This window comes from Micromonospora sp. NBC_00362, from assembly GCF_026342155.1.
GTDB lineage: Bacteria > Actinomycetota > Actinomycetes > Mycobacteriales > Micromonosporaceae > Micromonospora > Micromonospora hortensis.
Window position 1 is genome coordinate 5,220,577 of record NZ_JAPENH010000001.1, and the last position, 19,821, is coordinate 5,240,397.

Consider the following 19,821-nt stretch of genomic DNA (forward strand, 5'->3'; position numbering starts at 1 on the left):
ACCCGAGGAGGTGGCAGATGGATCTTCTGGCGGACTACCGGCGGGCGACCATGTTCTTCGAAACCGGTGACCCCAGCGGGGCAGCTCGACTGCTGGAGCCGATCATCGACGCCGAGCCCGGCAACGCGGCGGTCCGGCAACTGCTGGCCCGGGCGTACTTCCAGTCGGCCCAGCTCAACCGGGCCGAGGAGCATCTGCGCGAGCTGGTCGAACGGGACCCGAGCGACCACTACGCGCACCACGTGCTCGGTCGGACGCTGGAGCGGCTGAACCGACACACCGACGCGCTGCGGCACCTGCGGATCGCCGCCGCGATGTACGCGGCCAACGACGACTACCGGACGGCGCTGGAGCGGGTGGAGACCCGCCTCGGCGGCAGACGCTGACCGTGCGCAGTTCCATGACGGGGGCGGTCCTTCGGGGCCGCCCCTTCGGTCGTCCGGTTGGCGGGCCGGCGGGCGTGCCTAGGATGGCGGACATGGGACCTGACCGGCCGGGGGCTGCGGCATGAAGCTCAAGCTGGACCTGCACGAGATCTTCAACAAGGGCCAGGACATCGACCGGGCGTTGCGCGGGATCATGGACGAGGCGGTGGCGAAGAAGGCCACCCTCGTCGAGATCATCCCCGGCAAGGGGTCCGGCCAGCTCAAGAAGCGGGTGCTGCGGTTCCTCGACCAGAAGGACGTCAAGCAGCTCTACCACCGGGTCGAGAAGGACTCGAAGAACTTCGGCCGCCTCTTCGTCCACTTCCGCTGGAAGTAGCGGCGGCACAGCCTCTGACCTCAGGTCCCGATCTCAGCGACCATCGTGTCCGCGTCCTCGAACGACTCAACCGTGCGGAACCCTTCGGCGGCGTACAGCCTCGCAGCGAAGTTCGCCCGCTCCACGCTCAGCGACACGGTGCGGATGCCACGTTCTCGTGCGGCGTCCAGAACAGCGCGCAAGAGCACCCGGCCCACACCCCGGCCCCTCCAGGTTTCCACCACGCCGATAGTCAGCTCCGGCACGTCGTCACCCACGTACCCGTAGCCCGGATCAGCGGCGGTCAGGTATCGGAACCAGGCCGCGCCGACTGGCCGATCAGCAGGGTCCATCGCAACCAGGCCGAAGTCGTCAGGCCGCATCCAGCCGGTGACGTAGTGAGCCAGCGCCGCATTCGCCAGGATCTGCTCGCGAGACCAGTTGCGCTCAGGCAGCCAGTTGATGGCCTCCACGAGCATGTCAACCAGGAATTCGCGATCAGCCGAGGTGGCCGCGCGGATGACGAGATCAGTCACCGTCGAAGCCTCGCACACGTCAGCACGGCCGAACAGGCACATCAGGGCGCAGCGTCGAACTGGGTGTCGACGGTGATCGTCGACCCGTAGGGTGTCCTGATGTCGACGGTGAACCTGCGGCGATCGGCGCGTGCGGTCGTCGTCGATGAGGACGACCGGGTTCTGCTGCTACGACTCGCCATTCCCGATCCGGCTGGCACGATCGCCGTTTGGATCACTCCCGGGGGTGGCGTCGAAGACGGCGAGACGCCACTGGCCGCGCTGCGGCGAGAGTTGCGCGAAGAGGTCGGTCTTGCTCTCGATGTCGACCCGCCTCAGGTCTGGCGCCAGGAGATAGTCTCCGCCGGGTTCGCACCCGGCCACGATGGCGTCGTGAACGACTACTTCCTCGTCCGGACCGCGTCGTTCGCGCCGCGCGGTGCGATGAGCGACGAGGAACTCGCCGCCGAGCACGTCATCGGCTGGCGTTGGTGGTCGCTGTCAGAGATCAGGCAACACCACGGTCCGGAACTGTTCTCGCCACGGGACCTCGCCACGCCGTTGACCGCACTGATCGCTGACGGAGCACCAACCCAACCCGTCCCGCTCGGCCTGTAGGCAGAGCGAAGCAGACCGGACGTGGAGGCAGACTGGCATGCGGTACGAGGACCGGTGCGCAGCCACGACGCCCCCATGCCGCGATCTTGCACTTACTGTCCCGGCGAAAAGGGCATCACACGCTTTTCGGCGACAGAAACTGCAAGATCGGCGAGGGCTGGACGCGACGGACTACTCAGATCAACGGGGGCGCGGTCAGAGGATCGTGACGAGGAGGCCGCAGGCGAGCAGCGGGAGCACCGCGGCGAGGGTGCCCACCAGGGCCGACGAGCGGATTCCGGTCCGGGAGCTGAGTGTCGCGAGCGCCGCCAGGCTGACCAGCAGTGCGAGGAACAGCGCCGGCAGGGCCACGTAGAGCCCGAAGAGCAGCGTCCTCGACCGTTCGGAGTCGCACACCTCGCCGCAGTCTGCCGGGACCGACCCGGAGAGCGTTCCGAGGAAGAGGCCGAATGCCGCGACGACGGCCACGTACCAGCCGGCCAGCACCAGCAACGAGGAGCGCCGGTCGGCGAGGTCGGTGCGGGGCGGCGCAAGGGTCATCGGCGGAGTATCTGCTGTTGCGCTGAGAAGCGTCAGCCCGCGAGGGCGTCGGCGCGGGCGGGGCGTCGGGACCAGCACTGTGGGCGCTGCCGGACGGCGAGCTCCAGAGCCTGATGGTCGGACTCGATCATTTCCCGGGCTATTCGACGCGCCATTTCCAGGCGGTCGGCGTGCATGTCAAGATCCGTCGGGCCGGCGCCTGCCATCTCGAACTCCTTGTCAGCGTTCGAACTAGTCGCATCATGCGTCACGCCGAGAACCGTCACCATTCCCCGATCGGTGGAAAGCTTCCGCCGTACGGCTCGGTGTCGATTTCCCCGGTTGCGCCGATGGTACCGGTGGGCGCGCCACGCGGCCCGGAACTGCGGTTACCGCGTCTTGCCTGCGGTTTGTACATTGCACGGTGCGCGGGTCGGGGGGCGCGACACGTCCGGTGAGGGATCTTCGTTACGGGAGGACCGCCGTGCAGCATTCGAGCACTACCGATCCCTTGTTCGTCGCCGTCGAATCAGAATCGATCACCCGGGCGGATGTCGCCGGGCTCATCGCGGGGCGGCTGGCCGCCGTTCGGGTGCCGGGGTTGCTCTCCGCGGCCCGCTGCCAGGCGATCACCGCCGCCCTCGCCAACGCGCCGATGGACCGCTACGACGAGAGCCGGGTCTTTCCCGTCGTCGCCAAGTTCGGTCCGGCCATCAACGATCACCGGTCCGCCGGGGCACTCCGCGAGGACTACTGGGACGCGGCCCGCGCGGCCGAGAAGGGCTGGTCCACGCTGGGTCTGTCGGACTCACCCCGGGACCTGTGCCTGGCCGCGTTCCGCGGTGCCTGGCCGGACGTGGCGCCCGGGCGGCGGCAGGGTCGCGAGATGCACGTCGGCATCGTCCGCGAGATCAACGCCGGGCTCCAGGTGCACTTCGACGACGCGGTACGGGAGTACGCGGGCCGGCTGCTCGACAGCGAGGTGGTGGCCCAGTTGGCGTTCAACATCTACATCCGGGTGCCACCGGCCGGTGGTGAGACGGTGCTGTGGCGGCGGCGCTGGCAGCCGGACGACGAGCCGTTGCGGGTCCCCGGCGGGTACGGCTTCCAGGAGGCGGTGGCCGCCGACAGGCAGTCGTTGACGTTGCGCCCCACCCTCGGGGAGGGCTTTCTGTTTGATCCGCGGCACTATCACACGGTGCGTCCCGCGTCGGATGGCCGACGGATCTCCATAGGATGTTTCGTCGGGCTCACCGACGATGGTCGACTGGCCCTCTGGTCGTAGTGAAGGGCGTTTCCCCATGGTGGACAGAAGCGACGTCGAGGCAGCCGCGGCCCTTGTCGAGGGGCGGGTCCGGGAAACCCCTGTCATCGCCGTCGACGGCGCCGATCTGGGTGTGCCCGGGCAGCTCAGCCTCAAGTTGGAGCTGCACCAGCACACCGGCTCGTTCAAGCCGCGCGGCGCGTTCAACCGAATGCTCCAGGGTTCGTTGCCCTCGGCCGGGGTGATCGCCGCATCGGGTGGCAACCACGGTCTCGCCGTCGCGTACGCGGCCCGGTCGTTGGGGGTGCCGGCGGAGGTCTTCGTGCCGGTCACCGCCTCGCCGGTGAAGGTGCAGCGGTTGGCCGGGTTGGGCGCGCAGGTGCGCCAGGTGGGCCAGCACTACGCCGAGGCGTTGGCGGCGAGCACCCAGCGGGCCGGGGAGACCGGCGCGTTGGTAGTGCACGCGTACGACCAGCCGGAGGTGGTGGCCGGTCAGGGCACCGTCGGCCGGGAGCTGGAGCGGCAGGTGGGTGGGATCGACACAGTGCTGGTGGCGGTCGGTGGCGGCGGGCTGGTGTCCGGTATCGCCAGTTGGTTCGGTGGTTCGGTACGTGTCGTGGCGGTCGAGCCGGAGCAGATTCCTACCCTGCACTCCGCCCTCAAGGCCGGTCGGCCGGTCGACATCGAGGTGGGCGGCATCGCCACCGATTCGCTGGGTGCCCGGCGGATCGGCGAGATCGCCTTCGACACCGCCCGCCGGACCGAGGTGGTGTCAGTGCTGGTCCGCGACGAGGACCTGGTGCGGGCACGCCGGTTGCTCTGGTCGGAGCTGCGGGTCGCCGCCGAGTTGGGCGGTGCCGCCGCACTGGCCGCGCTTGTCGGTGGCGCGTACGTGCCGCAGCCGGGGGAGCGGGTGGCAGTGATCATCTGTGGTGGCAACACCGACCCGAGCGACCTCGGCCCGGCGGCCCCGCACTGACCGGTCAGTCGCCGTCGCGCAGCCGGCGCAGCGCGTGTTCCACCTGGAGGGTGTCCAGGTGGGTGTCGCCGAGGAGTCGCCGGCGGTCGGCCAGCAACTGCTCGTACACCTCGATCGCCGCGTCGACCTGCTCCCCGAGCAGCAGCACCAGGGCCAGGGTGGATCGGATGGCGAGCACCTCGCTGCGGTCGGCGTGCCGAGGTTCGACTGTGGCCAGGGTGGCCCGCAGTTCGGCCTCCGCCTCGTCGAGCCGGTCCTGCGCCTGCATGCAGCGAGCCAGCGTGTGTCGGGCCTGCCAGGTCTCCGGTTGGTTGAGCGGCCACAACCGGTAGCGGACCTCCAGGATGGCGTGCAGCATCTCCTCGGCCTCGGGCGCCCGTTGCTGGGCCAGCACCGCCAGCGCCAGGCTGTGCCGCACGATCATGGTGTCCCAGTGTTCCGGGCCGCGTACCTGGTCCTCCGCAGCGACGATCTGCCGCAGTTCCAGCTCGGCCTCCGGCCACTGGCGCTGCGCCATGATCGCCTTGGTGAGCTTGTGCCGGCTGGCGAGGGTGTCGGCGTCGTCGCTGCCCAGCACCCTGGTGCGGTCCGCGATCACCTCGCGGAGCACCCGGTCGGCCATCTCCGGCTGGTTGCGCTCCAGCCAGGTGCGGCCCAGCTCGTGGCGCAGCGCCAGCACCTGCGGCCGGTCCAGGTCGTGGTCGTACGCGGCACAACCGCGCACGATCGGGTCGAGGATGTCGAAGGCCGAGCCGGGTAGGCCGACCGCGATGAGGTAGCGGGCGGTGAGCCGGGTCAGCTCCAGCGCGCGGCGTACCGTCTCGGGGTCGTGCTTGTGTTTCTGCGGCACGAGGTACTCCCGCACGGCCTCGACCAGGTGCGGCACCAGCACGTCCCAGTTGGTCCAGGCCGCCGAGTCGTCCGGGTTCTGCCCCTCGGTGGCGGCGAGCAGCAGCTTCATGACCAGCCCGTGGTACTCGGCGATCTGCTCGCGCACCTCGTCGCGGTCGCGGAACATCGCGTGCACCAGTGGGTGCAGCGAGAGCACGTGCGCGAACGCCGGGTCGGTGACCTCCTCCTGCACGTCGAAGTCGACAAGGGCCAGGTTGCCGATGCCCTCCAGCACCTTCACCCGCTGCCGGCCGGTGAGCCCCTTGAACAGCGGCGACTCGGCCAGGATGGCCGGCTTGAGCACCACCTCGTAGGGCACCGGGGAGATGCTCAGGCAGGCCAGCACGTTGAGCAGTGGCCGGCTCTGTTGGAGCTGGCGGCGGGCCAGCAGGTCCAGTGAGATGTCGTCGACCTCGCGGACGATCTCCAGGCCGAGGGACTCGTCGAGGTCGACGTCGGCGGCGTCGCGCGGTGAGCGGAACCGACGCTGCACGGCCGTCCGGTAGTCGGCGAAGGTGGTGATGGTGGATGAGCCGCGCCAGACCGGGCTGGCGTTGACCGACCGCAGGTAGTTACCGGCGGCGCGTAGGGCGAGGGGCAGCCCGCCCAGCTCCCGGGCGAGTTCCCGGGCGTCGGCCAGGCCGCCGGCCTGGGCGCCGGCCCGGTCGATCAGCACCTTCGCGCCGGCGTCGGCGTCGAGTGGGCGCACCTGGTGCAGCACCGACCAGGTGCCCCAGGTGGCCCGGTTGCCGTCCCGGCTGGTAACGATGACCATGCCGTCTTCGGCCTCCGGGCTGCGCAGCCAGCCGGTGCCGTCGGCGAGCACTCCGTCGGTGGGGCCCAGGCTGGCGGGCTCGTCCGCACTGTCGAAAATCAACAACCAGGGCTGCGCGGCCTGGTTGAGGTAGCGCCACACCAGGTCGGTGGCGCTGATCATCCCGGCCCACGCCTGGTCGACCTGGGTCTCCGACGCGCCGAGTTGGCTGACCACCTCCCGCATCCCGGAGTTGAGCCGCCCGGCCTGCACCCACCAGACCGTACGGCCGTCGGCCCGGGCCCGGCGGGCGATCTCCAGCGCGACGTGGCTCTTGCCGGACCCGCCCATGCCGCACAGGATGTGCACCGAGGGCGGGCCCCCGGCATTCTGGCCCGGCCGGACGATCTCGCCGATCAGGTCGTCGCGCCCGTGCAGCGGGCTGTCCAGTCGTCCGAGCGGTGGGTCGACGGAGACCCGACTCGGCCGGTCGTACGCAGGCCGAGGCACGCCGGCATCCTCGGGTGGAACGTCCGCAGTCAATGCGGTCCCCCTTCGGTGGCGAATTCACAATGGGGCTGCGGCGTTTGATCCTGTCCAAATGGTGGACAGTCGGAGGGATTGCCGCCCGCACCATGTCGACAGCAAGCGTATCCACCCCCGTACTGGGTTGCACACTCTCCGTTCAGGCCCCCCGGCTGACCAAAATCAGTGCCGTAATTCCCAATTCGCTGCTGATTCCGGCCGATCCGCCGTGCGCGGCACTCGACACGGGCATCCACGATGGACTTATGAACTGGTCGCCAATCCAGGACGTCGTCGACTGGGGTTCCGTGCCGGACTGGTTCGGCGCGGTCGGCTCCATCGCCAGTGTGCTCTTCGTCTACCTCGGATTGCGGCGGGAGATCCGTGCCCGCCGCAACGACGATCTGCGGGTCCGGGCCACCCAGGCTCGGCTGGTCTCGGCGGTGGCCGAGATTCGCGGCACCTCGGTGCTGCGGGTCGCCGTGGCCAACGAGAGTGACGCCCCGGTGCTGGACGTGGTGGTGCTGGCTCGACTCGTCCCGCCCGACGATCCGGACGCCCCGCCGGTCGGGCTGGCCGCGGCGAAACAGGTCCGTCGGATCCCCGGCCGCGACGTGCACGACCTCTTCGTCACAGTCGCGGCGGAGCACCGGCTCCGCTCGGCCGACACCGTTCTGGTGGACCTCACCTTCACCGACCACGACGGTAATCGCTGGCACCGGATCGGTGCCGGCCAACCCGAACCGGTGGGCTGATCGAAAAGGGTGGTCCGGCGGAAGAAAGCTCCCGCCGGACCACCCTTTCATCTCAGAGGGGATAGGTGCGGGCGACCGCCAACATCTCCGAACTGTGCGACCCGACGACGCCGACAGCCGGCGGCCGGGGGCGGAAGCCGGGCAGCGCGTCCAGCCCGTCACTGGCGTCCATGGCCCGCAGCGCGACCTGCCCGGCGATCGGACGCAGCGTCAACGCGACCTCGACGCCCTCCGCTGGCGGGGCGTGGAACACCAGCCCGAAGCCCCACTTTCCCGCTCGTGGCTCCACCGGCACCGACCGCCCCGCCACGTCGGCGCGCAGCACGGTGGCGGTCGACGTGTCGACGTGCAGGGTGGCGAGCCGGGCCGCCCGCTGCGGAGTGAGCCGCAGCCGCAGCGTGCGCTCGCCACCCGCAGTGGCGTCGGCCACCACCTCCAGCTTCGGTGCCGGCAGGTTCGCCGACTGCGCCGGGCCGGCCCGCAGCTCGCCGTCGCCGAGCCCGGGGAAGTCATCGCCGACGTCGGTGACCCCGTCCACGTAGCCGTCCGTCCACGGCTGCGGGTCGCTCTCGTGGCTGAGCCAACGGGCCTGGCCGGTGCCGGCGTCCATCGCGTACATCAGGTGGGTGGGAGCGGGGTGGGCGGCGTCGAACCGGTCCACGCCCAGGCCGACCCCGGCGAGCACCACCGCCGCCACCGCGGCGGCGCCGGCCGGCAGCGCCGCGAGCCGCCGGGCCCGCAGCGCGAGCAGACCGCGCTGGCCGCCGGCCTGCGGGTGCAGCAGGTCGACCACCGGCAGGGCGACCAGGCCGAGCAGCACCGCGACCAGCGCGGCCACCCCGCCCATGGCCATCCCCAGCGCGGGGAAGAGCAGCACCACTGTGGGCAGCAGGATGACCACACCCACTGCCGCGGCGGCCGTCACCGCCACCACCGGCCACGGTCCGGTCTGCCGGGTACGCAGCGCGACCAGCCCGCCGAGGGCGCCGCCCAGCGCCGGCACCGTGGTGAGGTACGCCCCACCCGGCACCGCCACGGCGAGCAGCACCCCGAGCACTGCCAGCCAGGCCAGCCCGCCGACGGCGAGCGCGGCCGGGCCGATCCGGCGGCGGGTCAGCGCGTACCAGGTGAACAGGATGGCGGTGGCGAGTGCCAGGACGGCCAGCCGGTACCAGATCGGCCGGTACGGGTCGAGTAGCTCCGCGTACCCCGGTCGGATCGTGGTGATCGCCAGCCAGAGCAGTTGGGCGGCGACCGGCGCGGCGACGATCGGCACCAGGGCCAGCGCGAAGCCGGCGGCCAGCCGGCCGGTGCTGGCCCGGCCGCTCCGGCGGGTCAGCCAGCCCAGGGCGGCAACCAGTGCCACCGCGAGCAGGGCCAGCGGCAGTGTGAGCCAGCCCGGGTAGCGGACCAGCCCGCCGGGGACGGGGAAGTAGGTGGCGTCGTGCCCGGAGCGCAGGTCGGTCAGGTCGGTGCCACCGAACTCCCGGGCCAGGCCCAACGCGTTGTCCCCGTGCTGCTGGAGGCTGCCGCGGTCCATGGAGGCCGGGGTGTCCAACGGCGTGTGGTAGATCGCGCCCCCGTCGATGTACGCCGAGTTCAGCCCGACGAACTCCTGATCGAGGAAGGCGGTGAAGTCGGTGTCGTTGGGCAACGCGCGGTAGATCTCCACAGCGAACGAGGTGCCGACCGGGTGTGGGGCGGCCCGGCCGAAGATGTCCACCAGCTTCGCGTTGTTCCGGGACGTCTCGAACATGATCACCGGCCCGGTGGAGCCCCGCGCCTCCAGGTTGAGCACCACACCGCCGTCGGCGGCCAGCGGGTGGCTGGCGGCGAACGCGGCCGCGCCACAGAGGCACGCCTCCTCGGCGTCGGTCAGCACGAAGACGATGTCGTTGCGCGGCCGGGGGCCGGTGGTCAGCGCGCGGGCCACCTCCAGGATCGTCGACGTGCCGGCCGCGTCGTCGTTGCCGCCCGGCCCGGTCTGCACCGAGTCGTAGTGGGAGACCAGGAAGACCCGACCCGTCGAGTCGGTGCCGGGCAGCCGGGCCACCACGTTGCGGACCCGGGCCAGTGTCGCCCCGCCCGCCGCCCCGCTGAGCTGGCCGGCCTCCGGTGCCACAGTGTCCTGCACCTCGGTCTCCAGGCCCAGCCCCCGCAACTGCTGCTCCAGGTGCGCGCGGACCTGTTCGTTGGCCGGGCTGCCGGCGACGTGCGGTCGGGCGGCGATCACCTGGACGTCCTCGTACGCGCGGCCGGCGCTGAACGCGCCAGCCGGCGCGTCGGCCGACTTCGGGGCCGGGGTGCGCAGGTCGAGCAGACTGCCGGCGCCGACCGCGGCCAGCGCGACCAGCGCTGCCGCGGCGGCCACGAGCCGCCGACGCGGCCGGGTCAGCGCGCGGCCGGCAGGGGGTACGCCCGGAATCGGACGGGACGGCGTGCCCGTCGTGGCCGGGGTGGTGGGTGCGCCCACGGGAGCTCCTCGGGGGGTGGTGGGGCCTGGGGTGGGATCATCCTGCCCGTCGGGGGCTGCGGATGGGACGGCCGGTAGGTCCCGCGTCCGTCAGCCGCCCGGTTTGTCCACGGCCGAGCAGTGATGCGCCCCATCCCCGCCCGCGCCGCAGGCATCGTGTTGTGTGCGACCGTTGTCTAATACAGGATCAGCAGGGCACTCGGAAGGAGCCCGACATCACCAGCGAACTCCCGCGTCTCGCGGCGGTGACCCGGCCGCACCGGGGGGCCGGCTTGGCCGGTTCCCCAGTTGTGCCGTACCCGCACGGTGGCCTGGCGCGGCACGCCAACCTGCCGCCGGGCGAGCGGTTGCGGGTGCTGCTGGTGGAGGACGACGAGGGCGACGCCTTCCTGGTCGGTGAGCTGCTCGCCGAGACGAACTCGATGATCGACCTGCTGGTCGCCACCAGCCTCCGCGAGGCGCGGCAGCGGATCAACGACGTCGACTGCGTCCTTCTCGACCTGGGCCTGCCCGACGCGCAGGGGCTGGACGGGCTGCGCCAGGTGTTGGAGATGTCCAGCGGCGCCGCGGTGTGCGTGCTGACCGGCCGCACCGACGAGCACCTGGGCGTCGTGGCGGTCGCCGAGGGCGCCCAGGACTACCTGGTCAAGGGTCAGGTCGACGGGGTGCTGCTGACCCGGGCGCTGCGCTACGCCGTGGAGCGTAAGCGCGCCGACGAGAACGCCCGCCGGTTGCGCGAGGTCGAGCTGCGCCAGGCCGAGTCGGCCCGACTCGAACGCGGCCTGCTGCCCCAACCGCTGATGACGACCGACCAGGTCGCTGTGCACACCTTCTACCGGCCGGGCCGGCACGCCGCGTTGATCGGCGGAGACTTCTTCGACGTGGTGCAGACCCACCCGGACCGCCTCGACCTGATCGTCGGCGACGTCTGCGGGCACGGCGTGGACGAGGCCGCGCTCGGGGTCGAACTGCGGGTGGCCTGGCGCGCCCTGGTGCTCGCCCGGGTGCCGGACGACGAGGTGTTGCCCGCCCTGGAACAGGTGCTCATGAGTGAGCGCCGCCTCCAAGAGATCTTCGCGACGGTGGCCACCGTCAGACTGGACCTGGACGCCAACCGGGCCACCGTCCGACTGGCCGGGCACCCGCCCCCGTTGCTGCTCTCCGGCGGCCGGGTCGCCCCGGTGCCCGCGCCCGGCGGCCTGCTGCTGGGCGTACGACCTCGCCGGCCGATCGCCTACGACCTGGAGTTCGACACCGATGACTGGTCCCTGTTGATGTACACCGACGGCCTGATCGAGGGGCGGGTGGGCGCCGGCAACGAACGGCTCGACGTACCGGGCCTCAGTGGCTTGCTGGACGAGCCGGCCAGCCGTTCGGTGTCGCTGCCCGAGCTGCCGGCGTGGCTGGTCGGGCGGGCCGAGCGGCTCAACGGTGGCCCGCTCGCCGACGACGTGGCCATGCTGCTGGTCAGTCGGGGTGATGGCCGGTGAAGCCGGTCGTCGGCGGCTGGAGTCTGCGCCGCCGGGTCATCACCCTGCTCACCGTCGTGGGCTTTCTGTTGATCGGGCTGGCCAGCGCGGAGGCGGCGATGGCCGCCCGCAACCGCACCCAGATCGACGCGGTTCTGAACGAGACCGGCCCGTTGCGGGTGCAGTCCCAGGAACTGCTCAACGCGCTGCTCGACCAGGAGACGGCGATCCGCGGGTACGCGGTCAGCGGCGACCGGGACGACCTGAACCCCTACCGGGAGGGGCTCGCCCAGGAGCAGAGCGTCACCGCCTCGATGCGGACGCTGCTCGACGACTATCCGGAGATCAGCCAGGAGCTGCGGACCGTCGAGGAGCGTGTCGCGCAGTGGCGACGGTCGGTCGCGGAGCCGGTGATCACCACCACCGAGCAGAGCGGCACCACCGCCGGCCAGGCATTGGTCACCGAGTCGGCCCGGCAACAGTTCGACGAGGTGCGCTCGGCGGTGAACGACCTCCAGGACGAGGTCCTGGCCGCCCGGGAGCAGACCGCCACCGACGTGCGTACCAGCAGCAACGTGCTGGTCGTCCTGCTGATCGTGGCCGCCCTGGTGGTGGTCGTGGCCGGTGCGGTGCTGCTGCTCTCGCTGGACCGGATGGTGGTCCGGCCGCTGACCGGCCTCGCCACCCAGGTCCGCGAGGTCGCCGAGGGCGACTACCAGCACCGCATCGCCACCGTCGGCCCGCCGGAGTTCATCCGACTCGGCGAGGACGTGGACGCGATGCGGCAGAAGATCGCCGCCGACCTGGCCGAGGTCCGGGCCGCCCGCGAGCGCATCGAGTGGGTAAACAGTCAACTCCAGAAGCAGGCCGAGGAGCTGACCCGGTCCAACCGTGACCTGGAGCAGTTCGCGTACGTGGCCTCGCACGACCTGCAGGAGCCGCTGCGTAAGGTCGCCAGCTTCTGCCAGCTGCTCCAGCGGCGTTACGCCGGGCAGCTCGACGAGCGGGCCGACCAGTACATCGCGTTCGCCGTGGACGGCGCGCAACGGATGCAGCGCCTGATCAACGACCTGCTCGCGTTCTCCCGGATCGGGCGGCTCACCACCGGCTTCGTCGAGGTCGACCTCAACAAGGTGATGGGCGACGTGGCCGGCCAGACCGAGGCCGCCCGGCAGTACGCGGACGCCGAGTTGACCTGGACCGAACTGCCGGTGATCTCGGGTGAGGAACCGCTGCTCACCAACCTGCTTGCCAACCTGGTCAGCAACTCGATCAAGTTCCGCCGCCCGGACGTGCCGTCGAAGGTGCACGTCTCGGCCCGGTTGGTGGGCGCCGAGTGGGAGATCACCTGCCAGGACAACGGCATCGGGATCGAGCCGGAGTTCGCCGACAAGATTTTTGTGATCTTCCAGCGGCTGCACTCGAAGGACGCGTACCCGGGAACCGGCATCGGGTTGGCAATCGTCAAGAAGATCGTCGAGTACCACGGCGGCCGGGTCTGGGTGGATACCGACGTGCCGGAGGGCACCGCGATCCGGTTCACCCTGCCGGCACTTCCCGAGGACGTCGCGGCGGCTACCGCCGCCGATGCCGAGGGGGAGCCGAACGCCCCGACCGTGGGCGACACGACTCCCTCGACCGAGGCCCCGGCAGCGCCGACGGAGCAGGCTGACGGGCCGGACCAGCCGGACCGGGCCGACGAGACGCTGGAAAGCGGTAGAACGGGTGACATGAGGGAGACGGTGGGATGACCGCGCCGGCGGATGGCAAGAGCCCGATCGAGGTCCTGCTCGTCGAGGACGACCCGGGTGACGTGCTGATGACCCAGGAGGCGTTCGAGGAACACAAGCTGCGTAACCGGCTGACCGTCGTCTCCGACGGGGCCGAGGCGCTCGCCTACCTGCGCCGGGAGGGTCAGTACGCCGACGCGGTGGCGCCCGACCTGATCCTGCTCGACCTCAACCTTCCCCGGCGCGACGGCCGGGAGGTGCTGGAAGAGATCAAGAAGGACGAGAGCCTGCGCCGGATCCCGGTGGTGGTGCTCACCACCTCGCAGGCCGACGAGGACATCCTGCGCAGCTACCAGCTGCACGCCAACGCCTACGTGACCAAGCCGGTGGACTTCGAGCGCTTCATCTCGGTGGTCCGTCAGATCGACGAGTTCTTCGTCAGCGTGGTCAAGCTGCCGCCGCGTGGCTGACACCCTGCTGGACGACGTCGGCGGCCTGCTCTGGGAGGCCGCCGACCAGGTCGTGCTGCCACTGTTCCGCAAGCTCGACGACGATGACGTGTCGGAGAAGGCGCCCGGCGAGGTGGTCACCGTCGCAGACCGCAGGGCCGAGGAGTTGCTCTCGGCGGGGCTGCGCCGGCTTCGGCCGGGCTCGATGGTGGTCGGCGAGGAGGGTGTCGCCGACGATCCGGGGTTGCTGCGGCACCTCCGCGACAGCGGGGACGTCTGGCTGGTCGACCCGGTCGACGGGACCGCCAACTTCGCCGCCGGTCGCCGGCCGTTCGCCCTGATGGTGTCGCTGCTGACCGACGGGCGGCCGACCGCCGGCTGGATCCTGGACCCGCTCGCCGGCACTCTCGCCGCCGGCTCGGTGGACGAGGGCACACTGCTCAACGGTCGACCGGTGGACGGCACCGGCACGGTGCCGCCGCTCGGCGAGCTGCGCGGCGCGGCGATGACCAAGTTCCTGCCGCCGGAGACCCGCGACCGGGTCCGCGCCGGCGGGCGGCGGCTCGGTGAGCTGCTGCCCGGCCTGCACTGCGCCGGTCGGGAGTACCTGGACATCCTCACCGGCGAGCAGCAGTTCACCCTCTTCTGGCGCACCCTGCCCTGGGACCACGCCCCGGGCACCGTGCTGGTTCGTGCCGCAGGGGGTGTCGCCCGCCGGTTCGACGGCGTCGACTACCACCCCGCCGACGACGGCCGCGGTCTGCTCGTCGCCGCCAACGAGCAGGTCTGGGCCGAGGTGCGCGACGCGCTCCTCAGCACCTGATCCGCGCGCTGCGCGACCACGTTGGGACGCTCCGTCGACATCGGGGCAGCCGGAGGGTCAGTGGGCTGGTCACCGGCCCACGATCCGGTATCGTGACCGGCGGTCTCCGCCAGCAGGCCGCCGACCGGCGCCGCCGTGCAGTGTTCATCGGGGGCCGGCGGTCGACGGAAGGACGCTTTCGTGCCCAGGACCAGGCTCAGCCCGCGGCTCGGTCGCCGCGCCCTGTTCGCCGTGCTCGCCGCCGTCGCGCTGGCGCTCGGCGGTGCCGCAGTGCCCGCGTACGCGGAGCCTGGCGAGGGTGGCAGCAAGAAGTTGCAGGACGCACTGGAGCTGACCGCCAAGGGCCACATCGAGGCCAAGGCCAAGCTGGACAACTCCAAGCGTCGCCAGACGGCGCTGACCGGCGAGCTGACGACGCTGGAGGGTCGGCTGGTCGGGCTCAGCAGCCAGGTGGGCGAGGTGGCCGCCCAGTCGTACCGGGTGGGTCGGCTGAGCGCGGTCTCGATGCTGCTCAACACCGCCACGCCGGAGGCGTTCCTGCAACGCGCGGGCGACCTCGACCTGATGGCCCAGCGGGACAGCAAGCGGCTGCGTGACCTCACCGAAGCCCGGCAGCAGGCGCAGCAGGCCAAGGTCGCCATCGACGCCGAGGTCCGCGAGCAGCAGAAGCAACTCGCCGTGATGGCGAAGAAGAAGAAAGAAGCCGAGGAGGCGCTCGCCGAGGTCAGCTCCGGCGGCAGCAACGGTTTCAGTGGTGGCAGCTCCGCCTCGGCGAAGCCGGCGCCGCGCAACTCCGACGGGTCCTGGCCGTCGGAGTCCTGCTCGGTGAAGGACCCGACCACCTCCGGGTGCATCACCCCACGCACCCTCAACGCGCTCAAGCAGACCCAGGCGGCCGGCTACAAGCGGCACGTCTCCTGCAAGCGCAGCGGTGGCGGCGGCGAGCATCCGAAGGGCCGGGCCTGCGACTTCTCGGCCGCCACGAACGGCTTCGAGGACAAGAACGCGACCGGCGGCGACAAGTCGTACGGGGACAGCCTGGCCGCCTGGCACGTGCGCAACGCCGACCGGCTGGGCGTGCTCTACGTGATCTGGTACCGGCAGATCTGGCATCCCGGCACGGGTTGGCGCTCGTACAGCGGAAGCGGCTCTCCGGCGGCGTCACACACAAACCATGTTCATCTCTCGATGTACTGACCCGTTGCACCAGCTTCGCTGCGTACCATCGCGACGATGAGCTCCCCACCGTCCGACGTAGCGGCCCTGCCGGCACCCCCGGCCCCGCCCGTGCCGGTCACCGGCCGGGCGCTGCCCAACGGCCTGGCCGCCTTCCTGGTCTTCTTCTCCAGCGGCGCCGTGCTGGTGCTGGAGACCGTCGCGCTGCGCCTGGTCGGCCCGTATGTCGGGGTGACCCTCCAGGTCACCAGTTCGGTGATCGGCATCGCGTTGGCCGCTATCGCCTACGGGGCGTGGTCCGGCGGCTGGCTGGCCGACCGACGCAACCCGCGGGGCCTGCTGGCGCCGGCGTTGGTGCTGGCCGGCATCGCCACCGCCGTCACCCTGCCCGTCGTCCGGTACGCCGGTGAGGTGCTGCGCGGCGGTGCGGCGAGCGGCATCCTGCTGCTTGTCGCGTTGGCGGTGTTCGTGCCGGCCGCGCTGCTGGCCGCTGTCACCCCGCTGGTGGTGAAACTTCAGCTCGCCGACCTGCGCCGCACCGGCCAGGTGGTCGGTCGACTTTCCGGGATCGGCACCCTCGGCGGCATCACCGCGACCCTGCTGACCGGGTTCGTGCTGGTCGCCGCGCTGCGCAGCACCGTCATCCTGCTGGCCCTGTCGCTCGTGCTCGGGCTGGTCGGCATCGGCCTCGGCTGGTACCTGCGCCGGCAGGAGCCCACCGAGTTGCCCGGTCCGGCCCGGGCCCGGGCCGCGCTGGCAGTGCTCGGCCTGGCCGGGGCGGGGCTGACCACTGTGGCGCCCAACCCGTGCGACATCGAGACCGCGTACCACTGCGCCCGGGTCACCGAGGACCAGGCCCGGCCCACCGGGCGGACGCTGCTGCTCAACTCCGCCCAGCATTCGTACGTGGACCTCGCCGACCCGAAACACCTGGAGTACGCGTACACGAAGTGGATCGGCGCGGTCAGCGACGTCGCCGCGCCGGCCGGTCAGCGCCTGGACGCGCTGCACCTGGGCGGCGGTGGGTTCACTGTGCCGCGATACCTGACCGCGACCCGACCGGGCACCGACAACCTGGTGTTCGAGATCGACGGCGGGCTGGTCGAGCTGAGTGAGCAGGAGCTGGGCGTACGACCGGGGCCGGACCTGCGGGCGGTGGTGGGTGACGCGCGGATGCTGGTTGCCGGCGAGCCGACCGACAGCCGTGACCTGGTGGTCGGCGACGCGTTCGGGCACCTGGTGGTGCCCTGGCACCTGGCCACCCGGGAGATGGCCGCCGACGTCCGGCGGGTGACCCGCCCCGGCGGCGTGTACGTGCAGAACGTCATCGACTACCCGCCGCTGCGGTTCATCCGCGCCGAGTTGGCCACTGTGACCGCCGAGTTCGGGCACGTCGCGTTGATCGCGCCGCCGGAAGCACTGGCCCAGGAGCAGGGCTCCAACTTCCTCATCGTCGGCTCCGACGCGCCGTTGCCGCTGGAAGCCGTCCGGGCCCGGTTGGCCGAGGTGGACCCAAAGGTCAGCCTGCTGTCCGGTGCGGCGCTGACGGACTTCGTCGGCGAGGCGCTTGTGTTGACCGACGACTACGCCCCGGTGGACCAACTGCTGGCCACCGCCTGATCGGGTGACAATCCTGACCGATTCCGATACTCCAGGTGTAGGCGGGCCGTTCCTGGGCAACATCGCTCACCATGGGTGGTGGGGACCGGAACGGCGCGCAGTTGCTCGATGAGCGGTACCGGCTGATCGAGCAGCTCGGCGCGGGCGGCATGTCGGTGGTCTGGCGTGGCTACGACGAGGTGCTCGGTCGCCAGGTCGCGGTGAAGGTGTTGGCGTCTCGGCTGGCCAGCGACCGGGCCTTCCGCCACCGCATCCGGATCGAGGCGCAGGCCGCCGCGCGGCTCTGCCACCCCAACATCACCAACGTGTACGACTACGGGGAGTCCGTGCAGGTCGGGCTGACCGTGCCGTACGTGGTGATGGAGCTGGTCGACGGCGCTTCGCTGGCCAGCCGGTTGGGTCGGGAGAGCCAACTGCCGTGGCGGGAGGCGGTGACCATCGGCGCCGAGGTCAGCTCGGCGCTGGCCACCGCGCACGCTCGCGGGGTGGTGCACCGCGACGTCACCCCGGGCAACGTCATGCTCACCTCGACCGGGGTCAAGGTTGTCGACTTCGGCATCTCCGCGCTCGTCGGGGAGAGCGAGAAGGGCCCGGACGGCACGCTGTTGGGCACTCCCGCGTACCTCGCCCCGGAGCGGCTGGACAACGGCCAGGTCTCCCCGGCCACCGACGTGTACGCCGTCGGGCTGCTGCTCTACCGGATGCTCACCGGCCGACTGCCGTGGCAGGCCAGCACGACCACGCAGATGCTGCGCGCCCACATGTACAACGACCCGGAGCCGATGCCCACCGTCCCGGGGCTGCCCGACGGGGTGGCCGACCTGGTCGGACGATGCCTGGCGAAGCGGCCCGCCGACCGGCCGGCCACCGCCGAGCTGACCCGGACGCTCGCCGAGGCGGCCGGCATGCTCGCGGCGGTGCCGGTCTCCCCGGCTGCCGGGCCGTTGGACGCGGCAATGCTCGGCAGTGCGCGTACCACGATCCTGCCCTGGTCGGCGGCGACCGACGCGTTGCCGCTGTCGCGGACCCGCAACCGGGACCGTCGGACGCGGCAGCGGGTGACCCGGCGTCGGCGGGTGGAGGCCGGAGTGGCCGCCGTCGGGCTGATCGCGGTCACCGGTGCGATGTGGGGGTTCACGTCGCGCAGCCCGGCCAGCGGAGGGGACCGGCCGACGACCGAGGCTCGGATGGGTCTGCCGGCGGCGGCGCCCTGCGAGGTGGCGTACGCGTTGCGCACGGACTCCGGCACCGAGTTCTCCGCTGAGCTGACGTTGACCAACACCGGTGGCCGTGAGTTGCGGGACTGGGCGATGAGCTTCACCTTTCCCGGGCAGCAGAAGGTGACGAAGGCGGAGCCCGCGCCGGTGCACCAGCAGGGGAGCAGTGTGCTGATCCGACCGGCGGCCCAGCGCACCACGCTGGCCCCCGGTGCGGCCGAGAAGGTGACCCTCACGGGTAGGTACAGCGGGGCGAACCCGTTGCCTGTGGAGTTCCGGCTGGGCGAGGCGACCTGCGGGGTTCGGGTGTCCGGCGTCGCCGGTAGCGCACCGTCCACGGCGCCGCCGAGCAAGGCCGCCACGACGAAGGCCCCGCCCAAGGCGGCGAAGGGGTCCAGCGGCTCCGGTTCGGGCGGCGGCGCGTCGAAGGCCAAGCCGGCGAAGCCCGCGAAGGCCCCGGCGAAGCCCGCGAAGGCCAACGGTGGTGGTCCGGGAAAAGCGGAAAGGTGACCAAGGGGCCGCGTGGTCACCGGAAGAAGTAGGCAGGCCACACCGCGTCGCCATGCTTCGGGGCCGTCGGATGAGTTGGTTCGACGGCCCCGACCGGTCCGGCAGCAGGGTCAGCGCATCCCCGCGAATCGCTGCACCTGGTCGATCCCACCCTCGACGATGAGCACCCCACCCTGGGGAAGCGTGGTGTCGTCGGAGGTGTACCGGAAGCGTTCGCCCGGCAGCTTGGCGCCGACCACGCGTACCCCGAAGCGCTCCTCCGGTTTCAGGTCGAGCACCGTGCGCCCGACCAGGGACTCCGGCACCCGGACGGTGGCGATGGCGAAGTCGTCGTCGAACTCGATGAAGTCGAGCAACCGGCTGACGATCAGGTGCGCGACCCGGTCCCCGGTCTCCGCCTCCGGGAAGATCACGTGGTGCGCGCCCACCGACGCCAGGATCTTGGCGTGCTTCTGCGAGGTGGCCCGCGCCCAGATCTGGGGCACACCCAGCTCGACCAGCGCCAACACGGTGAGCACGCTCGCCTCCACCGAGGCCCCGATGGCCACCACCGCCCGCCCGAAACCGGTGATGCCCAACTGTCGCAGCGCCCCCTCCTCGGTCGCGTCGGCCTGAACCACCCGGTCGAGCTGCGCCGACCATCGCTGCACCGTCGCCGGGCTGCGGTCGATGGCCAACACCTCGCGGTCCATCCGGGTCAGCGACCCGGCCAGGTGGCAACCGAATCGACCCAGCCCGATCACCACGATGCCGCCGCTGTCCGCCCGTCTAGCCGACACCTCGGCCCTCCCCG

At 71.4% G+C, this 19,821-nt stretch carries 19 protein-coding genes; 13 read left to right on the plus strand and 6 right to left on the minus strand.

From position 1 onward, the window contains the following. Window positions 1-17 precede the first annotated feature (17 nt). Both OG992_RS24025 and OG992_RS24030 read left to right on the plus strand, forming a co-directional pair. Window positions 18-386 (plus strand): M48 family metallopeptidase, encoded by a 369-nt coding sequence (locus OG992_RS24025; protein ID WP_112584722.1) that lies wholly within the window; start codon window positions 18-20, stop codon window positions 384-386. A gap of 121 nt (window positions 387-507) precedes the next feature. Next, window positions 508-762 (plus strand): Smr/MutS family protein, encoded by a 255-nt coding sequence (locus OG992_RS24030; protein ID WP_007465523.1) that lies wholly within the window; start codon window positions 508-510, stop codon window positions 760-762. A 20-nt stretch (window positions 763-782) separates the two neighbouring features. On the opposite strand, the gene OG992_RS24035 is transcribed toward OG992_RS24030, so the two are convergent. Next, a complete protein-coding gene (locus OG992_RS24035) occupies window positions 783-1,277 on the minus strand; it encodes a GNAT family N-acetyltransferase (RefSeq protein WP_266304373.1) in 495 nt (164 codons plus the stop codon). A 99-nt stretch (window positions 1,278-1,376) separates the two neighbouring features. On the opposite strand from OG992_RS24035, the gene OG992_RS24040 reads away from it, so the two are divergent. After that, window positions 1,377-1,874 (plus strand): NUDIX hydrolase, encoded by a 498-nt coding sequence (locus OG992_RS24040; protein ID WP_266304374.1) that lies wholly within the window; start codon window positions 1,377-1,379, stop codon window positions 1,872-1,874. 195 nt (window positions 1,875-2,069) lie between these two features. On the opposite strand, the gene OG992_RS24045 is transcribed toward OG992_RS24040, so the two are convergent. Both OG992_RS24045 and OG992_RS24050 read right to left on the minus strand, forming a co-directional pair. Next, window positions 2,070-2,414: a hypothetical protein gene (locus tag OG992_RS24045; RefSeq protein WP_266304375.1), complete on the minus strand. Its 345-nt coding sequence runs from the start codon at window positions 2,412-2,414 to the stop codon at window positions 2,070-2,072. Window positions 2,415-2,446: 32 nt separating this feature from the next. Then, a complete protein-coding gene (locus OG992_RS24050; RefSeq protein ID WP_238684554.1) occupies window positions 2,447-2,683 on the minus strand; it encodes a hypothetical protein in 237 nt (78 codons plus the stop codon). A 194-nt stretch (window positions 2,684-2,877) separates the two neighbouring features. Between OG992_RS24050 and OG992_RS24055 the strand changes: the two genes are divergently transcribed. After that, window positions 2,878-3,678 (plus strand): hypothetical protein, encoded by an 801-nt coding sequence (locus OG992_RS24055; protein ID WP_238684555.1) that lies wholly within the window; start codon window positions 2,878-2,880, stop codon window positions 3,676-3,678. Between the two features lie 16 nt (window positions 3,679-3,694). Further along, window positions 3,695-4,636, plus strand: a complete 942-nt coding sequence (locus OG992_RS24060) for a threonine/serine dehydratase (RefSeq protein WP_266304376.1) — start codon at window positions 3,695-3,697, stop codon at window positions 4,634-4,636. A gap of 4 nt (window positions 4,637-4,640) precedes the next feature. Here the strand turns inward: OG992_RS24060 and OG992_RS24065 are convergent, their stop codons facing one another. Then, window positions 4,641-6,791 (minus strand): tetratricopeptide repeat protein, encoded by a 2,151-nt coding sequence (locus OG992_RS24065; protein ID WP_238684557.1) that lies wholly within the window; start codon window positions 6,789-6,791, stop codon window positions 4,641-4,643. Between the two features lie 281 nt (window positions 6,792-7,072). Between OG992_RS24065 and OG992_RS24070 the strand changes: the two genes are divergently transcribed. Continuing rightward, window positions 7,073-7,561, plus strand: a complete 489-nt coding sequence (locus tag OG992_RS24070; RefSeq protein WP_238684558.1) for a hypothetical protein — start codon at window positions 7,073-7,075, stop codon at window positions 7,559-7,561. 52 nt (window positions 7,562-7,613) lie between these two features. On the opposite strand, the gene OG992_RS24075 is transcribed toward OG992_RS24070, so the two are convergent. Continuing rightward, a complete protein-coding gene (locus OG992_RS24075) occupies window positions 7,614-9,986 on the minus strand; it encodes a M28 family peptidase (RefSeq protein ID WP_266305268.1) in 2,373 nt (790 codons plus the stop codon). 338 nt (window positions 9,987-10,324) lie between these two features. On the opposite strand from OG992_RS24075, the gene OG992_RS24080 reads away from it, so the two are divergent. The 7 genes from OG992_RS24080 to OG992_RS24110 all read left to right on the plus strand — a co-directional run bounded on the left by OG992_RS24080 (window position 10,325) and on the right by OG992_RS24110 (window position 19,028). Continuing rightward, the gene (locus tag OG992_RS24080) at window positions 10,325-11,524 is read left to right on the plus strand and encodes a PP2C family protein-serine/threonine phosphatase (RefSeq protein WP_238684599.1); all 1,200 of its coding nucleotides are present in this window, start codon (window positions 10,325-10,327) and stop codon (window positions 11,522-11,524) included. After that, complete coding sequence (locus tag OG992_RS24085) at window positions 11,521-13,254, plus strand: ATP-binding protein (RefSeq protein WP_266304377.1); 1,734 nt, start codon at window positions 11,521-11,523, stop codon at window positions 13,252-13,254. The genes OG992_RS24080 and OG992_RS24085 overlap by 4 nt, the downstream gene beginning before the upstream one ends. Further along, complete coding sequence (locus tag OG992_RS24090) at window positions 13,251-13,703, plus strand: response regulator (protein ID WP_238684560.1); 453 nt, start codon at window positions 13,251-13,253, stop codon at window positions 13,701-13,703. Before OG992_RS24085 ends, OG992_RS24090 begins: the two co-directional genes overlap by 4 nt. Then, window positions 13,696-14,505: an inositol monophosphatase gene (locus OG992_RS24095; RefSeq protein ID WP_238684561.1), complete on the plus strand. Its 810-nt coding sequence runs from the start codon at window positions 13,696-13,698 to the stop codon at window positions 14,503-14,505. The genes OG992_RS24090 and OG992_RS24095 overlap by 8 nt, the downstream gene beginning before the upstream one ends. A gap of 180 nt (window positions 14,506-14,685) precedes the next feature. Beyond that, window positions 14,686-15,702 carry a hypothetical protein gene (locus tag OG992_RS24100; protein WP_238684562.1) on the plus strand — a complete coding sequence of 339 codons (1,017 nt, stop codon included), beginning with the start codon at window positions 14,686-14,688 and terminating at the stop codon, window positions 15,700-15,702. Between the two features lie 36 nt (window positions 15,703-15,738). Then, a complete protein-coding gene (locus tag OG992_RS24105) occupies window positions 15,739-17,301 on the plus strand; it encodes a fused MFS/spermidine synthase (RefSeq protein ID WP_266304378.1) in 1,563 nt (520 codons plus the stop codon). A gap of 71 nt (window positions 17,302-17,372) precedes the next feature. Beyond that, on the plus strand, window positions 17,373-19,028 hold the full coding sequence (locus tag OG992_RS24110) for a serine/threonine-protein kinase (RefSeq protein WP_238684564.1): 1,656 nt from the start codon (window positions 17,373-17,375) through the stop codon (window positions 19,026-19,028). A 110-nt stretch (window positions 19,029-19,138) separates the two neighbouring features. Here OG992_RS24110 and OG992_RS24115 read toward each other — a convergent pair whose 3' ends face one another. Next, window positions 19,139-19,807: a TrkA family potassium uptake protein gene (locus tag OG992_RS24115; protein ID WP_238684565.1), complete on the minus strand. Its 669-nt coding sequence runs from the start codon at window positions 19,805-19,807 to the stop codon at window positions 19,139-19,141. Between the last annotated feature and the right edge of the window lie 14 nt (window positions 19,808-19,821).